This window comes from Flintibacter porci (assembly GCF_041925195.1).
Classification (GTDB): domain Bacteria; phylum Bacillota; class Clostridia; order Oscillospirales; family Oscillospiraceae; genus Lawsonibacter; species Lawsonibacter porci.
The window spans coordinates 26,371-46,218 of record NZ_JBHEVB010000018.1 but is presented as its reverse complement, the minus strand read 5'-3'; the positions used below and the strand labels follow the sequence as shown (position 1 = coordinate 46,218).

The following is a 19,848-nucleotide window of genomic DNA, read 5'->3' as shown; positions in this document are numbered from 1 at the left end:
GAGCAGCCGGAACAGACCGAGCAGCCGGAACAGACCGAGCAGCCGGAACAGGCCGAGCAGCCGGAACAGACCGAGCAGCCGGAACAGACCGAGCAGCCGGAACAGGCCGAGCAGCCGGAACAGACCGAGCAGCCGGAGCAGACCGAGCAGCCGGAACAGACCGAGCAGCCGGAGCAGACCGAGCAGCCGGAGCAGACCGAGCAGCCGGAACAGACCGAGCAGCCGGAACAGACCGAGCAGCCGGAGCAGACCGAGCAGCCGGAACAGACCGAGCAGCCGGAGCAGACCGAGCAGCCGGAGCAGACCGAGCAGCCGGAACAGACCGAGCAGCCGGAGCAGACCGAGCAGCCGGAACAGACCGAGCAGCCGGAACAGATCGAAGAAAAGACCGAGATTGTGCCCCGGAAATTCTTGGCGACCCAAACGTATATGTCTGCGGCACCGGTGAACTACACAGCAGAGCTAGAGCTGGTTTTTGAAGAGATGCCCGATATCGTACCCCTTGAAGAGAGTTCTGTGGAGATTGCCATGGGAAGACGTGCGGCAAGCTCAGAAACTGGTACCATAAGCGATGTGACATCTGAGGTTGCTTATGTTCAGCACAACTACATCAAATTAAGTGGGAGCGGGAACGATGAGGCGACCCTCTACTACTATGCGACTCTGGTTGAGAATGCGGGTATCACCGCAGATCAGGTCGTTAATAGTGGTAGAGTCGCGAATGCTGGAGAATTTGAGCAAATCCGGGATAAGAATGGTACAGTGGTAAAGCCGGGTTATTCCGGCGGAAATATTTATCTGTATGCGGTTGAGGTAATCGGAGAGCAGAAGTCGGAGGTCGTTTCTGCCACGTATCCTGTGAAAGAATTATCCTATACAATAAGCGATATCACTGCATCACCGCAAGGCCCTTATTTGGTCAGCGATACAGTCACCTTTACATTTAAGCTGAATGCAAACTTGCCGTTAGTGACTGACGTGAAGTGCTATTACCAAATAGATAGTGCCGAAAAGATCGAATTGACAGACCCTACGGCAACCATGACCAGTGAAATCAAAATGTCCGATCTTAGTGCCGGCACACACACACTTACATATTATATTGAATTGGAAAATGATACCAATAACGAATATGGAAAATCTACTGCGCTGTCCTTTACTGTTGCGGAGGACACCCAAGATCTCTGCCTTTCCTATGGAGAAAACAGTTCGGAAACGTTTGCAGCTGCAGAGCTTTCCAGAATTGGCTCGTTTTTAACAGAGAATAGCATCACAGAAGCCACTTTGACGTTGTTGAACGATGTTGCCCCAGAGATGTTTACGACCTCTCTGACGATACCCAAGAATACATCTTTGACGATAGATCTTGCCGGTCATGCGATGACCAGCAAGACATCAGGTGTTGGTTTAAAATTGGCTGGAGAGGGCAGCGGTATTACCATTCAGGATCTCAGCGAGAGCAAAACCGGATCAATCGCAACGACCGGCAGTGCACTACAGGTTGCAGCCAACGGAACTTCGACGAATCCTGTGAAAATCGATGTGGCGTCTGGCCTCCTAAAGAGTACTGCGGCCGTAGTCAATGCTAATTCCAAGAGTTATGTTGAGGTGAATGTTTCTGGCGGTACCCTTGAAGTGACGGGAAGCGCCGCTGTAATTGACGCTCGAGCCGCAAATAACACTGTGACTGTTCGGGGAGGAACATTTAAGGGACTGTCCAGTTATGTATTTCGTTTAAATAATGCAGAGTCCACACTTACAATCGAGGACTGCGATGCTTCTGCGACGGGCGCGGTTTTCTATGGTGGAAACTCGAAAATAACAATCGGTGGCGGTACATTCACTTCAACAGGGAGCATGATGGCAGAATCGTTTACCGATGCGACGATCAATGGTGGAAAGTTTTTCTGCAATACTACCGATCTTGCAACTGCTTTTTATACCTATGGAAGCGCGATCAACTGCCCAGAAGGGCATTATTTCGGGTACAGCGAGACTGACAAGTGCTTTATGCTTCTAATGAAGCCTGTTACGCAAGATCAGGGATCGCTGAGTGTAACATCCTCCGATGGGGAAACTACAACATATACATCGGTGGCCGATGCGTTCGCCGCAGCAAAGAACGGTGGTACGATTCAGCTGACCGGCGACAGTTCTCTGGTAAATGGTGACAGTCTCACTTTGGAGGCCGATGCAACGCTGGACCTCAACGGACACACTTTAACGCTGACACCGTTCACAACAAGCGTAAGTTCCGGTGCTATCCACATTGCATCAGTGGTAGATTCTTCGACAGGCCTTGCAAAGGCCAGTAAGTTGACAATCAAAGACGGTAGGTCTGGCGGACGACTTGTTTTTGGAAATGGGACCCAGTACGGCATTACCCTCGGCGCAGCAGCGAGTTTTTCTCTTCAAAGCGGGACCATCTCTGGCGGTGACAGCCGTACAGTGCTGATGTCTCAGGGTATGTGGTCGGGAAAGATAGAAATTTCCGGCGGAATTATCGCCCCTTCAATGGACGGCACGGCTGTTGGCGCTGCGGTTACCTTTGGCGAGTACGGCGCTTTTGGTAAAATTGTTGTCTCAGGAAACGCGGAGATCACGACCACAGGAGCAGGAATTGGAATTGCAACGACCTATATTCCGGTGGAAATCCAAAGCGGAACCATAACAGCCGCTCATGGAGAGGCTCTGCAGGTAGCCGTGGCGGACTGCACAATAACTGGTGGAACGATTTCCGGTAGCGGCACCAATGTGGTGAGCTTTACGAAAGAGGGAACTCGTGAAGTAAGCGGCTCTGCCAAAATTTGTGCAATTGGTACTGGTGAATATGCTATCTATTTGGATGATCATGATGAAAATATACTTACCATAGACAACGATGCGGTCATTTCGGGCAAAAAATATGCGATTTATAACCAAATCATCGCCGACACTCATGCCACGGTAAATGTAAATGGAGGGCACTTCCAGTATGAGGAACTTCCCTTCAGCTCCAGCGCGGCCGTAACCTACAAGACAGAGAACGAAGACACTTATATTCTGGCACCGACGAAGGGTACAGACGAAGCATATCCAGCTTATTACAGCTTGGTCACTCGGGATTCCCTGAAGTGGGAGGACACGACAACCACGCCGCCTACCCAGAAGACGTACCAGGATTTTGAGCAGATGAATTACACCATTAGCGCTGCCAAGGCAACATTGGAAAATGAATCCATGTATACTGCAGATACCGTGGAAGCGGTCAAAAATGCACTCTCCACAGCAGAAGCTACTTTGATAAATACGAATGCGAACCAAGCGGAGATAAATTATTTCGAGCAGAAACTAAGTGATGCAGTAGCCGGTCTGGTTGGAACGTCTGATCTTGATCCGGATTCTCTTCAAGATGGAACTTATGAAGTGGATGTTGCTATGCGAATGGCCGGTTTGACAAATCCTTCAATGACGTCTGCTGCTGTAAATGGAACAGCTACATTGAAGATAGCAGGAAGCCAGCGTACCCTTATCCTTACTTTCCGGCCTGCACTCGTTATGAATCTATGGGGCCACTTGACGCAAATGTGGTACTACAAGGGGGAAAGCACAACTGAAGCAAGACTAAATTCTAAAAGTTGGTCTGGTGACACAGGAACTCGTTATACCTATATGGATGACACATACATCTTGAGTTATTATGCGCCAGATCCGAACGATCCCAGCAAAGCGATTCCTTGTGAAGATGGCCATGTGCACGACAGTAATTGTTACCCCTATGCGATTGAGATTCCTCTGAATTATATCAGCTCAGCGGATGGAGAAAATATATATGTGCTTCGTGTATCTGTTGATCAGATGACTGCAAATGGAGTGGGGGATCAAAATGTAGACTGCTATGTCAAATGGGGAACTCTAAAAGCTGTGGATATTAAAGATACTCTTTCGGTAAGTGATACTGAGATAGGTTTGTCCACACATGAAGCAGGTACAAATTCTAAATCCGTCACAGCACAGGTTATTGGTACTACAGGATGGGAAATTTCTTGTGTAGCTAATCCTTTGAGTAGCAATCAATCCAGTTCCATTGCGGACGTTATTGTTGACGGAAACAAAATTACGTTTACTGCGAAAGAGGTTGGTACCTGTGATTTTACAGTTATTGCCCAAAAAGAGGGAGCGACAGATTTAAGTCAGTCCATCACCGTGACCGTTACCGATCAGAAGCCAGCCGCAGTGACCACGACCACCTCAAATGGTACGGCGAGTATCTCTATTACCGGCGGCACATTGATCGGCGCAGGGGACATGATCGAGGTATCTGATTCTAAAATTACGATCAATGCAAAAACATCCGACGGCAACGTGGATGGGGCCGAGATCTCTCTTGCCGCAGATACCATGAAAGCGCTTGCGGCGGAAGGGAAGTCTGTTGCCATCGTGACCGATGTGGGCACGATCACACTTGACTCCGATGCGGCGTCCAGCGCTGCAAATTCTAGTCAGGAAATTAAGCTGACCATGAATGAAGTAGATGCGCCTGACATTGATGGAGTGGATGACAGCGATTTTGATGCGGCATATGAACTGACTATGCGCTATGGAAGTAGTAGCCGCTCCAATTTGGGCGGTGATGTGACCATCACGGTTCCCTGGAGCGGGAGTGTCGGCTATGCCTACTATGTGGACGGCGACGAACTTGCTGAGCGTTATACCATGACGGTCGGCAGCAGCACTGCCAGCTGGGTTACAGACCATTTCTCCACCTGGGCCCTCAGCACAGACCGCAATCTGATGGAGGTGGGCATCACAGAGGGTGTATATAGCGTTCCTATTAGAATCAAGAATTCTAGTAATACGAACATAGATTCCATGGCCAACGATGCCACCGGCGACATGGTGGTGGCGGATGTCGATGAAGATGGCGTAACCTACACCATGTTCCTCAAGGCCCGTATCGGCGACGAGCTGGGTGGCGATTCCCTGCGTGGACACCTGCTGAAGATGTGGTACTACGCACCGGATGATACCAGCCTAAGCAACCCTATCCGCGCTACAGTGGTGCGAACTTACCAGGATAAGGATATGTATGGCGAGATCGACACCTTCCCCCGTGAGGTGGAGGTCTATCAGGAAGGTGACCCCAACGAAGAGTACTACATTCAAGTCTCTGTAGATGCCATGGGCGGCGATAGCGCCCTACAGAACGCCCTGGTCAAACTGGACTGGGACAACGCGCTGGACGATGGTGGCGAGGCTGCCCGCGAGGGATTCGAGGACGAGTATGCTACGGAGCAGGTCATTGACTCCGGGGACAGCGTTTCCCGTAGTGATTTGAAGGATTGGATCGACAACGAATGCATTCTGCTGGTTCAGGGCAGGGACAGCGATCTGACAGCTTACTTTGATACGGATGCTTTGGAGGATATTTACGGTCAGACCAGCTCCAGTGTCAAGTTTGTCTTGGAGGAACTGAAGAAATCTAAACTTTCCGATGAGCAGCAGGAAGTGGCGGGAGATCGTCCGATTTATCAGCTGAAGATTACTTCCGGAAGCAAAACGATTACCGAAATTGATGACGGCAATGTGGAAGTTACTTTCCCCTATGAGCTGGAAGAGGACGAAGTCAAGGAAGGCCTGCTGATCCAGCTGGTGGATGACGATGGCGACGTCCAGAAAATCAAGTGCTCGTACAGCACAAAGGGCGAGACAGTCAGCTTTGATACAACAAACTTCGGCATTTTTGTGATTGGCTATGATGCCGACCAGATCTGGGAGAATCCCTTCACGGATGTCAAGGAAGAGGATTGGTTCTATGAGGCCGTAAAGTATGTGGTTCAGAAGGGCCTGTTCGCAGGTACCTCTGAAACGACCTTTGAACCGAATCTGACCATGACCCGGTCCATGCTGGTTACGGTCCTGTATCGTTTGGCCGGTTCCCCTGTGGTGGAAGGAACCAGCAAAGTCTCGGACGTTGCGCCTAATGCCTACTACACCGATGCCGTGATCTGGGCCACACAAAACGGGATCGTCGGCGGCTATGATAATGGGCAATTTGGCACAAATGATCCGGTCAGCCGGGAGCAAATGGCAACGATCCTGTATCGCTATGCACAGCATATGGAATACGACGTCAGCCTTGTCAAGGGGTTGAATGACTACACTGACAGCAATCAGGTATCCAGCTACGCCGTCCGTGCCATGCAGTGGGCGGTGGCAAACGGGATCATCAATGGAACCAGCAGCACCACGCTGTCCCCGCAGGGCAGCGCCACCCGTTCTCAGGTGGCTGTGATCCTGATGCGCTTTGATGAAGAGATCGCTGTTCCCGCTGAGCAGCAGAAGGAGGAGGGCACAAAGACAAAATAACGACACGGAAAGCCGAACTGTTTGGCTGAATTCAGCAACGGGAGCTGCCCGATAAGGGCGGCTCCCTGAGCTGGTTATTTGACCACACTTTGTAAAGAAAGGAATTATGGAAATGAAACAGACATGGCTTAAGAAGCTGACGAGCTCTCTGCTGGCCGGGGCTCTGGCGCTTGGTATGGCAGTGGTTCCCGCGGCTGCCGCGGAAAGCAACAAGCTGGTGGAAGTGGATCTCTGGCATGCCACCCGCAACCAGGCGTCTATGGGCAACGTGGCTACCGACAACAACAGCAAAGCACTTTATAACCCCGAGGAAAACACACTTCAGATTGCCACCAATCCTGTCAGTGTCAGCGGCTATCAGTCCGCCATCACCAAGGCGCAGTACGATACCACCGGCAAGGGTAACTATGAGGATGTGGAGATCCTCTCTACCGGAACGGTCCAGACCGGGACCAAATATGACGGCACCGACCATACCGTCACTTATCTCAGCAGCTTTGAGATTGAGCTGCCGGATTACATCACCGGCGAGGGCGTGGAATATATCTCCCTGCATATGATGGTTCCCTATACCCCCATGGATGAGGTAGTAGGGGAGGGGTATCTGGATGCCCGCCTGCGCATCGACTGGGATCAGGTGTCCACCACCTCTCTGACCCAGATCCAGCCGGACAATACCATGAGCAGCGGCGAGGTTGAAAATGTGGACCGCACGGATGCTGCCACCGGCGTCCGCCTGGTGACTGACAGCACCAAGGTGGCCACTACGACCCAGTTCAAGGTGGAGCAGGTGACCTCCGGTTCGGATTATACCCTTGCTAAGAAAGCCCTCACCGGCGTCTCCGGCAGCTTCACCCTTTATAAAGTTTCTCTGGTGACCGAAAACGGCACCCAGACTGATCCGTTCGGTGCGGTCACCCTGTATTTCCCGTACAGTGATGTGAGTTCTATGTACCGCATCAATGATACCGGCACCAAAACCGTCCTCCGGGGTACGGAAGGTGACGAGGGTTATGAGATCATGACCACAAAGATTGGACTCTTTGCAATTTTCGGCGGCACCAAGATGGAAATTACGGTCAAGCCCGACACCGGGAATGGCGATGACACGCCCACCACGGATGTTGCTTCTGCCTTTACTGATATTTCCGGTCATTGGGCGGAGGAGTATATCATCCGCGCCACGAACCAGGGATTGTTCAGCGGGACCAGTTCTACCACCTTCAGCCCTGACACCTCCATGACGGCCGGGATGGTGATTACGGTCCTCTACCGCATGGCGGGTTCTCCTGCCACCACGCTGCCGGACTCCATGGAGAATGTGGCTGTGGGCTCCTGGTATGAGATTGCCTGCGCCTGGGGCTATAACAACGGCATTATTGGCGGCTACAAGACTTTCTACCCTGATCAGGCTGTGAGCCGTCAAGAGTTTGCCACTATGCTGTATAACTTCTATAAGCTGAGCAAGACTCCTGGTTCCGGAGCGGATCTGTCCAAGTATACGGATGTCAGCACCGTGGCCTCCTGGGCAAAGGATGCTATGGCTTGGGCCAATGCGGCTGGGATCATCAGCGGTACCAGCTCCACCACGCTCTCTCCTGAGGTGGGTGCCAGCCGCTCTCAGATTGCTACCATGCTCTGCCGCTACCTGGATTACGCAGGCTGATTTCTAAGATCGGGTGGGAGTTGGCAGGAGGCCTGAAATAGAGCTTCCTGCCACCCACCCTGTCTGCGTACATAGGAGGAACTGTAGATGACAAATCGACAAGAGGAATATTTGCTTTTGTTTGCAGTACGCAGCAGCAGTGGAGGTTGTATCGCAAATGCATCAGAAGAGTTTGGAGTGTCTAAGGCAACCGCCTCCCATCTGAGCACTGCGCTGGAAGAGTTGGGCATGATCCGCAAGAGTGATTATGGAAGAATCGAACTTACGGAACTTGGCTACGCTCAAATCATGGAAAAGCTGAATCGTGCAAAAGAGTTAGAAACCTGGATGGTCTCCGGATTAGGGCTTGCTCCGAATCTTGCTGAGCACGAGGCACGGCGCATGGTAGTTACATTAAAGCCGGAAACAGTGGAGGCAATTATTAGAGATTGGGAGCAGCCCAAACAAGCCCAGGCGTTGGTTCAGGATGATTTCTTTTCTCACCTTACATATGGCGTCTATCAGCTTCCGTTCCATGTATGGAAAAAGGATAGCAATGAGCCGTCCATGGGTGATCAAGGATTTAGGAAACCGGCCATCTTGGTTTGTCAGGAAGACGGATGCTCAGTATTCCTGTTTCCGCGCAGCTTTCAGTACCGCCTATCAACGGTTAAAGCTCGCCGACATACAGGTGTGCTGGAGCGACTCTGGTATTCGCTTTCCGGAGTATGGCATGAGTCGCCGGAGGAAGAGAGCGGAAACCGTATGATCCCCGGAGAAGCACTGGTGTGTGAGAGCGGACTGGATGGCCACATTGCAAAGGTCCGCATCCGGGTCAGAGCACGAGTCCCTGTTTTCAGAATGCCGGAGAGTGAGGCGGATTTAGTGTTTTTGCTGGATCAGTTGAAGCTGTGCAATGAATCCGCTTCCACGATGGTATAACACAATGATTGGAGTTATGAACATGTTGAGACGAAGGATATTCTCATTGGTATTGTGCCTGGGCCTGATGACCGGTTTGTTGTCCGTCAGTGCTTCTGCAGCAGAGGTCAAAAGCGGTGTCTATACCGCCAGCATGGTCACCACCTATTATAATCCGGATACTGGAAATGTGGATGATGGTGGAACTGCCAATGCTGCGCTGGGCGAGGGCATGTGTCGCTCAGCGACCGATGAAACCTGCCTTGTCGAGGTTGATGGCGATGATATTTGGATCACTGTCCGCTTGTTGCTTCAGAGCAACTGTAGTAATGTTGCTCTCTATTCCCGCAGTGGATATGACAGTTACTCGCAGGTCAGTTATGACATCATGTCTGAAGATGCCGCGAATGACTCGATTGATTATCGGATCAAGGTCAGTGATGTGGGGCAAAAGCTGAAATGCACCATGTATGTTTCTCCCATGGGGCGTGATGTGCTGTGGTACTTATATGTAGACACCGCTTCCTTGACTGCCGGCAGCGGCGACTTTGTGGTGAGCATCGACCCCAGTGCGGAGCCGGAGACATCCGCACCGGAGCAAAACGTCGGGACTTCCACTCCCTCCACCCAGGCACCTTCTACCCCCGCGGCATCCACGACTCCTTCCGTGCCCTCTGCTCAGGAACCGGAGGAAACACCTGGAAACAGCGCAGATCCTGTGCAGTCGGAGGAACCTGTGGAGAGCACACTTCCGGAGGAGACAGATATGGTGGAGCCCACTGAAACCCCAGAAACACCCGATACAACTGAAAAGGACTCGGAGAGCAGTCAGACTCCTGAGCAGAATAAAGCTGAGACCGGCAGCACCGTTGAGCAGGAGTCGGCTTCTGCGGGCGTGTCCGGCGGAGTGATTGCAGCAATCGTGGTCGTGGCAGCTATCGTTGTGGGCGCAGTGATTTACTTTGTAAAGAGGAAGAAATAAAGATGAAGCACCGTTTTTTGAATCGGCTGTTGGCAGGCGGGTTGGCCTGTGCAATGGCGCTTTCTCTCACAGCCTGTGTGGACCAGCACCCGGAGGAGAGCTCAAATACCGGGAATGGTGAGACGACTGGAGAGAGCCGTATCGTGGCCACCTCCAACGCCACCCTCCAGATCTGCGACCGGCTGGGGCTGGACTTGGTTGCCATCCCCACCACCACCGGCGAGGTGCCGGAGCGCTATCAGGGGCTGCCCGAAATCGGCACTGCCATGGCTCCCGATGCAGAACAGATTGCCCTTCTGGATCCCACGGATGTGATTGGGCCGGATACACTGAAAGAAAATATTGAGCCGACCTACCAGGCGACCGGCGTTCCCTACACCTGGATCGATCTGCAAAGTGTTCAGGGTATGTACGACAGCATTGCCATGCTTGGAGAAAAGTACGGAAAAGAAGTTGAGGCTGAGGCCCTGATCTCAGAATACGAAGAGACCATGGCAGAGTTCGAGTCATCCATCGCCGGGAAGGAGCATCCCACGGTGCTGGTACTGATGGGGCTGCCCGGGGCCTATATCGAGTGTACCCCTAACTCCTATGTGGGCTCTTTGGTGGAGTTGGCCGGCGCCACCAGCGTAGTTCAGGTGGAAGATGAGATGAATTTTGTCTCATGGAACACGGAGGAGCTTTTGGAACTGGATCCCGATGTGATCCTGCTGACTGCCCACGGCCTTCCTGATCTGGCCATGGAAATGTTTGCGGAGGAATTTACCACCAACGACATCTGGAAACATTTCCGGGCCGTGCAGGAGGGGAGGGTCTATCAGCTGGACTACAACACCTTCGGCATGAGCTGTACCTTTGACTGGCCGGAGGCCCTGGAGATCCTGAAGGAGATCCTCTATGACGGTACCTATGAAGCCTATGATGCGGAGGCGGCTTATGCGGAAAGCGGTACATAAGGATGCTCTGAAGGGCCTTGTGGGCTGCCTGGTTCTGGCGCTGCTGATTTTTATCCTTGCGCTGATTGCTATGAAGATGGGCAGTATCTCCATTTCCTACCGGGAGCTCTTTGAGGGGCTGTTCGTGACCTATGACAAACGGGTGGCCACGATCTATGACCTGCGGTTTCCTCGGATCATCGTAGCCTTGCTGGGAGGTGCAGCCCTGTCCTGCTCCGGTTTGCTGTTCCAGGCGGTGCTGAAGAACCCCCTGGCTGACCCGGGAATCATCGGTATTTCCGGCGGCGCATCTCTGGCAGCATCCGTCATCTCGGGCCTTTTTCCCGTCCTCTATTTCTCTGTGCCCCTCTTCGCTTTTCTCGGCGGGCTTCTTGCCTTTGTGCTGATCTACTCTCTCTCCTGGAAGGGGAGCCTGGATCCGGTGCGCATCATCCTCATCGGCATTGCCGTGGCGGCGGTGTTCACCGGACTGGAGTCGGTGCTGGGTGGGCTGACGGACCGCACCGGTGTGTCCGTGTCCGTCAGTGGACTTGCCCAGCTGGTATGGTCGGATGTTGCAATGATGGCGGTGTATTCCATTGTCGGACTGGTCCTGGCGCTGGTGCTGTCTCCTGTCTGCAATCTGCTGGCGTTGGACGACAAAACGGTTCGTGGTCTGGGAGTCAACGTGGATCTGGTCCGCTTTGTGATCTCTGTGGCGGCGGTGCTGCTGGTTTCCGGCGTCACCGCTGTGATTGGTGTGGTTGGCTTTTTGGCCCTGATCGTGCCGCATATGGCACGGCGGATCGTAGGCTCCGACCACCGTATTCTGGTGCCCTTCTGTATCTTGCTGGGCGGTTTTGTGCTGTTGCTGGCGGATACTGTGGGCCGGTGCATTGCACCGCCCAATGAAATCGCTGCGTCCGTCATTATGAGCATCGTGGGCGGCCCGTTCTTTATCATTCTGTTGAAGCGAGGTGACCGGCATGGTAAGCGTTGAGCATCTTACCTTTCATTATGACAACGATCTGCCCGTTCTGCGGGATTTGTCACTGACCATCCGGAGCGGAGCCATCACCACGCTGATGGGAGCCAACGGCTGCGGAAAATCCACCCTGCTCCAGATCCTCACAAAAAATCTGAAGCCGGACAGCGGGACAATTCGTTTCGATCAAGCGGAGCTTTCCACCATCTCGCTCAAAGAATTTGCCAGGAGAGCTGCCATCGTCCACCAAAAGAACACAGCGCCCGATGATTTGACTGTGGAGCGGCTGGTGGCCTATGGCCGCCTGCCGTACAGCTCGATTTTTAAGGCAGGGCTGGACCAGGAGAATCAGGCTCAGGTAGAACGGGCTCTGGCGCTTACCGACCTGACGGAGCTTCGGGACCGACGGGTGGGCGCACTGTCCGGTGGTCAGCGGCAGCGAGCTTTTATTGCCATGGCGCTGGCACAGAATACGGAGCTATTATTCCTGGACGAGCCCACTACTTTTCTGGATGTCCGCTATCAGGTGGAGATTCTGCGCCTGGTGGAGCGGCTGAATAAAGAGGAAGGGATCACCATTGTAATGGTACTCCACGATATCAACCAGGCGCTGTCCTATTCGGACGAGGTGATCGGATTGCTGGACGGTCAGGTATCCATTCAGGGGCCTCCGGAAGAGGTCATTACTTCCGAGAGTATTCAAACTCTGTATGGCATTGATTTGCCGGTGATCCGGGCGGATGGCCGGCTGTGTGTCATGGCAGTGTAGCGAGGGGAATCAATTTCATGAAAATCATGCTTATTATTCTGGGCTTTTTGGCCCTTGGTCTGGGCGCCGTAGGACTTGTGATTCCTGTCCTGCCCACCACACCCTTCTTGCTGGTATCCACTTTTTGCTTTGCCAGAAGTTCGGAGCGGCTGAACACTTGGTTTAAGGGGACGAAGCTTTACAAAAATAATCTGGAGACATTTGTTCGGGGCCAGGGAATGACCTGGAAAGCAAAGCTGCGCATCATGGGTACCGTGACCGTCATTATGGCAATCGCTTTTATCGCCATGCAGAACGTTCTTGTTGGTCGGATCTGCCTTGCTGTGGTTTGGATTGCCCACGTCATTGCCTTTTGCTTTATTATCAAGACCTGCCCGTCCAAGCACGGTAAGTCCGGTGAGGTGACGTGATATGATGATCAATAAGCGTCTCATTGCCATGGTACCCGAGGTGAAACCGTTTATTTTCAAAAAAGTGGTGGCCAGTTGGGTCTCGCTGCTGGCAGGTATCGTTCTCTGGTTCACCGTGGCCAAGACGCTGGAACAGGTTCTGGAGGAAGGGGCGGTTGCACAGGGCACCGGGACTGCGTTTCTTGTCGCCGGGGGATGCATCGTGATCCGCTTTTTCCTTACTCGTTTGTCGGCCGGATACACCCACCAGGCGGCAGCCTGTGTCAAGGCCAGACTTCGACCGGCCATTTATGATAAGCTGCGCAGGCTGGGCAGCAGCTACACAGACCGATTCCCAACAGCGGAAGCAGTTCAGCTGGCGGGTGAAGGCGTGGAACAGCTGGAGACCTACTTTGGAAATTATCTGCCCCAGTTTTTTTATGCAATGTTGGCCCCCCTAACGCTTCTAATCGTGTTCCTACCCCTCTCGCCTCTGACGGCGGCGGTCTTGTTTCTCTGTGTGCCTTTGATTCCTGCGGCTATCATTGCCGTCCAGCGAGTGGCAAAGCGCCTGTTGAGGAAATATTGGGACGCCTATGCCAATCTGGGGGACAGTTTTCTGGAGAATATTCAGGGGCTGACCACTTTGAAGGTTTATGGCGCGGACCAGGCCCGGCATAAGGCGATGAATGAGGAAGCGGAACATTTCCGCAAGGTTACCATGAAGGTGCTAACCATGCAGCTCAATTCCGTAACCATCATGGATCTGGTGGCCTATGGCGGGACAGCCCTGGGAAGTATTCTTTCGGGGCGTGCATTCCTGCTGGGTCAGGTCTCTTTTGCCGGAGCCGTAGCCATGATCCTGCTGGCCAGCGAATTCTTCCTTGCCATGCGGGCGCTGGGCAGTTTTTTTCATGTGGCCATGAACGGCATGGCTGCCAGCGAGCGGATGTTTCGTCTTCTGGATCTGACGGAACCGGAGGAAGGGGGTAAAACGCTGGAGAACGGCCCCATCTCAATTCAGGAACTCTCGTTCTCCTATGACGGCAGGAAGGATGCCCTTTCGGGGCTGGAATGCACCGTCCCTCAGGGCGGCTTTTTCGCCGTGTCCGGCCGGAGCGGCTGTGGGAAGTCTACGCTTGCCGCTGTCATCAGCGGCGCACAGACCCATTACCGGGGCAGTCTTCAAATCGGCGGTACCGAACTGCGGGAGGGATCCGCGGAGAGCCTGCGAAGCCTGATCACAGTGGTGTCCTTTAATAGCTATATCTTTGGCGGTTCGGTACGCAGTACGCTCCTGGAAGGACGGCCGGACGCCGACGAGTCGGCGCTGCAGGAGGTGCTGCGCCGGGTCAATCTGCTGGATTTCGTGCAGTCCCAGGGCGGTCTGGATATGCCCCTGATGGAACGGGCGTCCAACCTCTCGGGCGGGCAGCGGCAGCGTCTTGCTTTGGCCCGCGCTTTACTCAAGGACAGCCCGATTTATATCTTTGATGAAGCCACAAGTAACATTGACGCAGAGAGCGAAGAGGACATCATGGGTGTGATCCGTTCCCTCAAAGGGCGGCACACAGTTCTGGTCATCTCTCACCGGCTTGCCAATGTGACGGACGCAGATAAGATCTTGTATCTGGAACATGGCCGGCTGTGTGAAAGCGGGTCCCATAACGCACTGATGAGGATGGACGGAGGCTATGCCGCCCTGTTCCGGGCACAGCAGGAACTGGAGCATCCGGGTGGAAAGGAGGGGGAGGAATGCGAAGAAACGGCATAAAGATCATGTGGGGTCTGCTGGGGCTGCTGCGGCCTCTGGCCCATATCATGGTGTTCTGTATTGCCCTTGGTACACTTGGTTTTTTCTGCGCCATTGCCATCACGGTTCTGGCGGTGAATCTGCTGCTCACTGCCATGGAACTTTCCCCCTGGAGCCTCACCTTTGCTGCCGGTGGCGCGATTATGGCTGTGTGCGCCGTGGCCCGGGCATTGCTTCGTTATGGAGAACAGACCTGCGGACACTACATCGCATTCAAACTGCTGGCGGTCATCCGGGACAAGGTGTTTGCCGCCCTGCGGCGTCTGGCTCCGGCAAAGCTGGAGGGCAAGGGACGGGGTGACCTGATCTCTCTGATCACCAGTGATATTGAGCTTCTGGAGGTCTTTTACGCCCATACCATTGCCCCCGTCTGTATTGCCGTGCTGGTCTCTCTTTCCATGACGGTTTTGATCGGCAGCTTCCATCCTTTGCTGGGCCTGCTGGCTGGCATCTCCTATCTGCTGGTGGGCTGTGTTATCCCCTTGGCTACCTCCCGTATCGGACGGAGGCAGGGCATGGAGGTTCGAAATCAGCTGGGTGAGCTGAACAGCTATGTGCTGGAAAGTCTGCGTGGTCTGCGTGAGAGTCTTCAGTACGCACAAGATGGAGCCAGGGCACATGAGATGGAGCGGAAAACCGAACAGCTCAACCAGCTGCAAAAGCAGCTCAAACGGCACGAGGCTGCAGCGTCCTCCTGGTCTGGCGGGGCGGTCATGGCGCTGACTTTGGCGATGCTGGGTGTGGGAATGGTGTTGAATGTATCGTTCCCCGTACTTCTGTTGACCACAGTAATGCTCTCGTCATCCTTTGGACCTGTACTGGCGCTGGCAAATCTCTCCGCCACCATGGATCAGACGCTGGCTTCCGGGGAACGAGTGCTGGCGCTTCTGGAAGAAAAGCCGGAGACGGAGGAGGTGCTGACCGGCCAATGCCCGGACTTCTCCGGGGCGGAGGTAAAGCGTCTCACATTTTCCTATGGCTCTGAGGAGATCCTTCACGATCTCTCCGCTCAGTTTCCCAAGGGAAAGATCATTGCCGTCACAGGGAAGAGCGGTTCCGGGAAATCCACCCTGCTCAAACTGCTGATGCGCTTCTGGTCTGCGCCGGCGGGAAGTGTTTTGATCTCAGACACCGATGTGGGTAATATCCCCACCCATCACCTGCGGCATTTGGAAAGCTATATGATCCAGGACACCGACCTCTTTCATGACAGCATTGCGGACAACATCCGCATCGGAAAACTGGATGCCACTCAGGCGGAGATCGAAGCGGCAGCCCGCAAGGCAGCCCTCCACGACTTTATTCTCACATTGCCCCAGGGCTATGATACGCCGGTGGGCGAGCTGGGCGATACCCTCTCTGGCGGTGAACGACAGCGGATCGGCCTGGCCCGAGCCTTTCTTCATGAGGCGCCCTTTTTGTTGTTGGACGAACCCACCAGCAACTTGGACAGCCTCAATGAAGGAATTATTTTACGAGCTTTGCGTGAGGAACAGGATGACCGAACCGTGATCCTGGTTTCCCATCGCACATCGACGCTTTCCATTGCGCAGCAGTCTTACGCAGTTGATTGCGGACGACTTTGTTAGAAAAGAAGTAACCTAAGAAAGTGCGGATCTTGTCCATCAGCGGGGCTGCACTTTCTTACTCTATAGAGAGTGCAATAAAATGGTAATTTAGTCAGAATTCAGACAGCTTTGTCGACTACAATGAAAATGAGATTTTAGTTGGATCGGTATAAACTGCACTCAAAGAAATGGAGAAATGAATATGAAAACTAAAAATCAGAAAGGCAAAAGAAATTTCAAATTGCTTTTGGCGGCCTTATTCGCAGATGAATGAGGCCGCCTCTTTGTTTACAGACGACAAAAAACGACAATATTTTTAGAACGATACTGAACCCAAAGCGTTGGCAGGCCCGCTACCTAGTCTTGATAGTTGCGGGCTCGTGTGCAGAGTGTGGTTCAGATGGCAGGGAGCCAAAGGTGCATGAGAGAAAGATGGATCATGCACATAAAGAGGTTCGTCCATCTGCTTACATTTCGACACACAGCTTACTTTACAATACGGTTCTTCCGCCGCCCTTTTCACAGGAGCAGGCGGGAACATCGCAAATCGAGCGACAAGCCTCCTCCTGTGGGCGGCGGAAGTCGTGACGGACTTCTTTATGTGTTTTACACGGCCGACCGTTCACTTTTGCGGTGTGCGGTTGTCTGTGTTTGTTTATGTAACAAACACACACGCCCGTTAGTTCGATGCCGGTCTCCTCCGAAAGTTCAAGAAACCTGTTGGACTTCTTGAATGATTTGGAGGAAAAGGTCATGTGGCAACGAAATAATGGACAAGCAAGGGAAGAACTGCAAATCAGATTTACAGGTTACTTAATCCAGGCGGTTAGGCGCACACAGCGGGACTATCTGAGAGCTCTTTGCAAATATGGTGAAAACGAGATACTTACGGAAGTGTTTTGCGCTGTGGGCCAGTCGCTGGAGCAGGAACTGATAGAGCGACTGCCTCTCTGGGAGCAGATCGAGAGCAGTGATCTTCTGAACGCATTGAAAAGGCTGGATGAGCGTGAGCGGTATGTGCTCCTTTCCCGCGTGTTGGATGAACGCTCTTTCGATGTGATCGGCGCGCATCTGGGATTATCGTATAAAGGAACGGCCGCGGTATACTACCGAGCCATTCAAAAGCTGAAGAGGAGCATCAAGGGAGTGAATAATTGTGACATTTGAACAGATGCTGCGGCGAGCCAAGGACGGAGACCATGAGGCAATCACAAGCATTTTGCTCATGTACCAACCTATGCTGCTCAAAAATGCTGTGCTTGATGGCAGGTTGGACGAGGATCTGTACCAGGAGTTGTGTATCACGCTGATGCAGGCTATCAAACTGTTCCGGATTTGAGTTTATGAGGAAGGCTCTGAGAGCGCATTGTCTCAGGGCCTTTCTCGTGAGCTTAAAATAGTTGAGATATAATTTCACTGGGAAGCTATATACAACTAAACAGTAGTGTGTTGTGCCCTGCCAGGTTCGACCTGTGGGAAAAGAATGTTCCTAAATATAAATTAGTTACCAATCAGAAACCATTGAGGCATGCTGTTAATTTATAAAAACCTGTATTTTACTGGCCTATTGGCAACAGGATCTGCCCTGTGTTATACTGGGCTTAATTAAGGAGGTGGAGCCGGCATGAGCCCATTGGAAAAGAAACGAATTGCAGCGGTCAACGCTGCTGATGCTATTACCGCTATTGGAGGCGCGCCAATTTCCAGCTATGCACAGTCATTGTCTGTAAGCTGGGCCCACGGCGAGTTGACAGGCAAACAGATGAAGCAAGCACTTCTGGCGAATCATCGCCGGATCGCGGAACAGGAGCACCAGAGCCATGGTTGACCCATATCTGTATGAAGAATCTCTTGTTTTGAAAAACAAACTGGACATCAAAAATGAGAAAATCCTGGATCGCATCGAGGCTGAGCAGTCCAGAGTAAATATAATGCTTTTGCATGAAAAGGGATTTCAGAATTTTTCACCAGATGGACTGCGGGAAATCCATCGGTTCCTGTTTGGTGACATTTATGAATGGGCTGGCCAGTATCGCATTATCAATATCGAAAAGAAAGAGAAGCTGCTGGCAGGCCGGAGTGTCTGGTACAGCAATAAAGATAGAATAGAAGAAGATCTGAATGATGCTTTTCAGTGGCTGAAAAATGCTCACTGGGAGGGCATTGGTCGAGAACAATTTGTTCATCAAATAACCAGACTCTTCCCGGTGATCTGGCAAGTGCATCCCTTTCGAAAGGGCAATACACGAACTGTCGCAATGATGATCAACTTCTTTGTGGAGTATCACGGATATTATGTGGATCAAGAGTTGATGGCAGCTAATGCCGGCTATGTCCGAGACTCTTTTGTGATGGCATCTCTGGATCAATTTTCAGAATTTGAGCATTTAGAGCGCATTATGCTGGGCGTGGTTTGTGATGAGCCGGTTGACTACAGTGTGGGAAGCCTTGGGAAATCGGTACGGACGTTGGAAAAATACTGAAAGTAGCAGAAGGAACCCCATATGCCGGAGCCACATTGCCGGCGCGAGGAATGAAAGAAGCGCACAGCGGAAGGAGACCCGCTGTGCGCTTGCTTTATTTTGGGCAGGAGTCAGGGATAACAAATTTGCAGCCGTGCCCCCGCATTACTTCGATAATGTCGGTGCCTAATCTCCGTTGGAGCTTAAAAATCGTGCTGAAATCCCAGCCTAACTAGCATCAAAAAAGTCTGTGGCTACAGTTGACCTAGCCGACAGTTTATTAGATAGGCTCCAGAGCACATAAGAAAGGTGATCCATAGGGGCTCAGCCTCATTGCTTGACTTCAACAGCAGCCTTATCGTAATAGTGAACATAGACATTGTAATCCCGAAACCGGGTGATCAAACGAATCCAGATATACAGATGATCGGTCTCAGAATACAGGTTGAATTCCGTTGCATCGTTGGTAGGCTGTGCATAGCGGCAGAACCGCCGCATAGTATCCAGCGTTTTGAAGGCCGGCAGTTTGAACAGGGCACTCTGGAACTCGTCGATTTCTTTTACCAGCTCCGGAGCCGGTTTTTTCTCACGCTCGTCATGCCAGGTTGTCCACCACCGGCACCCGTCATAATCGGAGCGGGAGTAAGCCGCCTCGCTGACAGGTCGCTTGGTGGCCTGCATGGGGGGAGTATAGGTGTGCTGGAACACTTGATCGAAGCCGCAGGTGGTCTTCAGATAGCAGTCACGACTTTTTTTGGGCCTCAACAGCCGCCCCTGCTTAATCGCGTCCCATTCTTCAAGAGGCAAGGGAATATGCGCTGCATCTCGGAGAGCTTCGTCCATCCCGCAGGCCTCACAGATCTGGACATCCACATAGCGGCTAAGGGCGTTTACCATCAAATGGGGAGCCAACGGGGCGCCACACCGCAGACATCTGGGCGGATCTGCGGCGTCACCGTCCGCATAAAGTTTTTTGTCTTTACGCCAGGCTGCTTCTAACAGCCCCTTGGGGTAGAGCAGCAGTTTCATTG

At 52.6% G+C, this 19,848-nt stretch carries 16 protein-coding genes; 14 read left to right on the top strand and 2 right to left on the bottom strand.

Features of this window, described 5'->3' with window-relative positions; all coding sequences use genetic code 11:
- Positions 1-423 (bottom strand): hypothetical protein (locus tag ACEVJL_RS14810; RefSeq protein ID WP_374738267.1); only part of this gene is annotated, 423 nt, incomplete at its 3' end.
- Between the two features lie 6 nt (positions 424-429).
- On the opposite strand from ACEVJL_RS14810, the gene ACEVJL_RS14805 reads away from it, so the two are divergent.
- The 14 genes from ACEVJL_RS14805 (at position 430) to ACEVJL_RS14740 (ending at position 18,838) form a co-directional block, all read left to right on the top strand.
- Positions 430-6,348, top strand: coding sequence for an S-layer homology domain-containing protein (locus tag ACEVJL_RS14805; protein WP_374738266.1), 5,919 nt, complete (start codon positions 430-432; stop codon positions 6,346-6,348).
- 112 nt (positions 6,349-6,460) lie between these two features.
- The gene (locus ACEVJL_RS14800; RefSeq protein WP_158097367.1) at positions 6,461-8,014 is read left to right on the top strand and encodes an S-layer homology domain-containing protein; all 1,554 of its coding nucleotides are present in this window, start codon (positions 6,461-6,463) and stop codon (positions 8,012-8,014) included.
- Positions 8,015-8,101: 87 nt separating this feature from the next.
- Complete coding sequence (locus ACEVJL_RS14795) at positions 8,102-8,935, top strand: hypothetical protein (RefSeq protein WP_374738265.1); 834 nt, start codon at positions 8,102-8,104, stop codon at positions 8,933-8,935.
- Between the two features lie 22 nt (positions 8,936-8,957).
- Entirely contained in the window at positions 8,958-9,896 is a 939-nt protein-coding gene (locus tag ACEVJL_RS14790) for a heme-binding Shp domain-containing protein (protein WP_374738264.1), read from the top strand.
- Positions 9,897-9,898: 2 nt separating this feature from the next.
- A complete protein-coding gene (isdE, locus tag ACEVJL_RS14785; protein ID WP_374738263.1) occupies positions 9,899-10,852 on the top strand; it encodes a heme ABC transporter substrate-binding protein IsdE in 954 nt (317 codons plus the stop codon).
- Positions 10,794-11,831 (top strand): FecCD family ABC transporter permease, encoded by a 1,038-nt coding sequence (locus ACEVJL_RS14780; protein ID WP_374738262.1) that lies wholly within the window; start codon positions 10,794-10,796, stop codon positions 11,829-11,831. The genes isdE and ACEVJL_RS14780 overlap by 59 nt, the downstream gene beginning before the upstream one ends.
- A complete protein-coding gene (locus tag ACEVJL_RS14775) occupies positions 11,818-12,585 on the top strand; it encodes an ABC transporter ATP-binding protein (protein ID WP_374738261.1) in 768 nt (255 codons plus the stop codon). Before ACEVJL_RS14780 ends, ACEVJL_RS14775 begins: the two co-directional genes overlap by 14 nt.
- Positions 12,586-12,602: 17 nt before the next feature.
- Complete coding sequence (locus ACEVJL_RS14770) at positions 12,603-12,995, top strand: YbaN family protein (protein ID WP_204244530.1); 393 nt, start codon at positions 12,603-12,605, stop codon at positions 12,993-12,995.
- A gap of 1 nt (position 12,996) precedes the next feature.
- Positions 12,997-14,748: an ABC transporter ATP-binding protein/permease gene (locus ACEVJL_RS14765; protein ID WP_374738260.1), complete on the top strand. Its 1,752-nt coding sequence runs from the start codon at positions 12,997-12,999 to the stop codon at positions 14,746-14,748.
- Entirely contained in the window at positions 14,730-16,376 is a 1,647-nt protein-coding gene (locus ACEVJL_RS14760; protein WP_374738259.1) for an amino acid ABC transporter ATP-binding/permease protein, read from the top strand. The genes ACEVJL_RS14765 and ACEVJL_RS14760 overlap by 19 nt, the downstream gene beginning before the upstream one ends.
- Positions 16,377-17,108: 732 nt before the next feature.
- Positions 17,109-17,522 (top strand): sigma-70 family RNA polymerase sigma factor, encoded by a 414-nt coding sequence (locus tag ACEVJL_RS14755; protein WP_287878061.1) that lies wholly within the window; start codon positions 17,109-17,111, stop codon positions 17,520-17,522.
- Positions 17,512-17,694, top strand: coding sequence for a helix-turn-helix domain-containing protein (locus ACEVJL_RS14750; RefSeq protein ID WP_287878059.1), 183 nt, complete (start codon positions 17,512-17,514; stop codon positions 17,692-17,694). The genes ACEVJL_RS14755 and ACEVJL_RS14750 overlap by 11 nt, the downstream gene beginning before the upstream one ends.
- A gap of 285 nt (positions 17,695-17,979) precedes the next feature.
- Positions 17,980-18,183: a hypothetical protein gene (locus ACEVJL_RS14745; RefSeq protein WP_287878058.1), complete on the top strand. Its 204-nt coding sequence runs from the start codon at positions 17,980-17,982 to the stop codon at positions 18,181-18,183.
- On the top strand, positions 18,176-18,838 hold the full coding sequence (locus tag ACEVJL_RS14740; RefSeq protein WP_287878056.1) for a Fic/DOC family protein: 663 nt from the start codon (positions 18,176-18,178) through the stop codon (positions 18,836-18,838). Before ACEVJL_RS14745 ends, ACEVJL_RS14740 begins: the two co-directional genes overlap by 8 nt.
- A gap of 309 nt (positions 18,839-19,147) precedes the next feature.
- Here the strand turns inward: ACEVJL_RS14740 and ACEVJL_RS14735 are convergent, their stop codons facing one another.
- Positions 19,148-19,846 (bottom strand): hypothetical protein, encoded by a 699-nt coding sequence (locus ACEVJL_RS14735; RefSeq protein WP_374738258.1) that lies wholly within the window; start codon positions 19,844-19,846, stop codon positions 19,148-19,150.
- Positions 19,847-19,848 lie beyond the last annotated feature (2 nt).